Source organism: Caulobacter sp. D5, assembly GCF_003185805.1.
In the GTDB taxonomy this organism is placed as follows: domain Bacteria; phylum Pseudomonadota; class Alphaproteobacteria; order Caulobacterales; family Caulobacteraceae; genus Caulobacter.
Window position 1 is genome coordinate 1 of sequence record NZ_QHJY01000502.1, and the last position, 1,115, is coordinate 1,115.

Sequence of the window (1,115 nt, forward strand, 5' to 3'; positions counted from 1 at the left end):
GCCATGGCGAAGTGGTTGAAGAGCGGTGCGGACGCGGGCGTTGTGGCGGCGGCGGACCGTGCGGTGCGCGAGACGGTGGAGGGGATCCTGGCCGACGTTGCGGCGCGGGGCGATGCGGCGGTGCGCGAGCTGTCGACGAAGTTCGACGGCTGGGACCGCGAGAGCTACCGCCTGTCGCCGGCCGAGATCCAGGCCTGCATGGACCAGCTGTCGGATCGTGACCTGAAGGACATCGAGTTCGCCCAGGCCCAGGTGCGCAACTTCGCCCAGATCCAGCGCGACAGCCTCAAAGACGTCGAGGTCGAGACCCTGCCCGGCGTGATCCTGGGCCACAAGAACCTGCCGGTGAACGCCGCCGGCTGCTACGTGCCGGGCGGCAAGTATCCGCTGCTGGCCTCGGCCCACATGTCGGTGCTGACGGCCAAGGTGGCCGGCGTGCCGCGCGTGGTGACCTGCGCCCCGCCGTTCGGCGGCAAGCCGGCCCCGGCCATCGTGGCCGCGCAGGCTCTTGCAGGAGCGGACGAGATCTACACCCTGGGCGGGGTGCAGGCGGTGGCGGCCATGGCCCTGGGCACCCAGACCATCGCGCCGGTCGACATGCTGGTCGGACCCGGCAACGCCTATGTCGCCGAGGCCAAGCGCCAGCTGTTCGGCCGGGTCGGCATCGACCTCTTCGCCGGCCCGACCGAGACCCTGGTCATCGCCGACGACACGGTGGACGGCGAGCTTTGCGCCACCGACCTGCTGGGCCAGGCCGAGCACGGTCCCGACAGCCCGGCCATCCTGCTGACCACCTCGCAGAAGCTGGCCGAGGACACCCTCTTCTGGGTCGAGAAGCTGCTCGAGATCCTGCCCACCGCCGCCATCGCCCGCCGGGCCTGGGAGAGCTTCGGCCAGGTGATCCTCGCGGGGAGCGACGAGGAGATGGTCGAGATCGCCGACAAGATCGCCTCCGAGCACGTGCAGGTGATGACCCGCGATCCGGACTATTTCCTGGAAAACATGACCAACTACGGGGCGCTGTTCCTGGGGCCGCGCACCAATGTCTCGTTCGGCGACAAGGTGATCGGCACCAACCACACCCTGCCGACCAAGCTGGCGGCCCGCTACACCGG

At 69.8% G+C, this 1,115-nt stretch carries 1 protein-coding gene; it reads left to right on the forward strand.

All coding sequences use genetic code 11. The features are described from left to right. Positions 1–15: 15 nt before the first annotated feature. On the forward strand, positions 16–1,115 hold a 1,100-nt coding region (gene hisD / locus DMC18_RS24425; protein ID WP_199232632.1), incomplete at its 3' end, for a histidinol dehydrogenase.